This is a genomic window from Paenibacillus vulneris, from assembly GCF_039543185.1.
Classification (GTDB): Bacteria; Bacillota; Bacilli; order Paenibacillales; family NBRC-103111; genus Paenibacillus_S; species Paenibacillus_S vulneris.
The window spans coordinates 1-726 of sequence record NZ_BAABJG010000033.1 but is presented as its reverse complement, the minus strand read 5'-3'; the positions used below and the strand labels follow the sequence as shown (position 1 = coordinate 726).

Below are 726 nucleotides of genomic sequence, written 5' to 3'. Positions count from 1 at the left end.
GGGCTTGCGCGCTACTAACGTCTACGTCATCCACGAGGGCTAATCCGTATGTTCGCGGACTACGAAGTCACGTACGCCGACTGCGCTTTTCACCGGCTAGACTCCGGAAAAGTTGCCGTCGGTGTCCAGCTATCAACGCGGAGCCGGATAGATGACGTTCATGTAAGCTATGGGCCCTACGCTGTAATCAGCGGCTTATACGACGTAGCGGCCGGCTCAATTCGGCAGTCAGTACCCGTAGTAGCTGCGGATATCGTCCAGACAGCACGACCAGGTACAAAGCTAATTATTATCCGGAGCTCATCGGGTTCATTTATGCGTAAGAGGTCGCTCGAAAAGGAAATCGGACTGCTGGCGGCCGGTCGCGGGATAGAGGTTAAGTTGAGCCATAAACCGCGTCTTTACCGCGTCGTCCCGGACCTGTTGAGGATAACCAACGATGCGATCGAGCGCGGGAGTACGGTTATAGCGGCCGTTTAAACGTTGTAATAGAGAGGGGGGACGTACATTTATGAACTACACGCTATATATCGCAAGCGCTGCGGATGATCGGGGGGCGGTCTATGCTTGGTTGCTCGTGAACTATGAGGGCGTTAAAGCAAGCGATGTTTACTTTACGCACGGTGAGAGGCGGTTTGACGAAAGTTATTGTGCTCATGTTGCGTTACAGAGAGCGTTACGGACAGCGGCACGGCAAGAGGGCGTTGTCCAACTGAACGTTCTTAT

Annotated in this window: 1 protein-coding gene and 1 pseudogene; both read left to right on the top strand. The window is 53.6% G+C overall.

All coding sequences use genetic code 11. From position 1 onward, the window contains the following. Nucleotides 1–48 precede the first annotated feature (48 nt). Nucleotides 49–480 (top strand): hypothetical protein, encoded by a 432-nt coding sequence (locus tag ABEA66_RS27125; RefSeq protein WP_345592493.1) that lies wholly within the window; start codon nt 49–51, stop codon nt 478–480. Between the two features lie 31 nt (nt 481–511). Then, a pseudogene (locus tag ABEA66_RS27120) lies at nt 512–726 on the top strand (hypothetical protein); the annotation flags it as partial.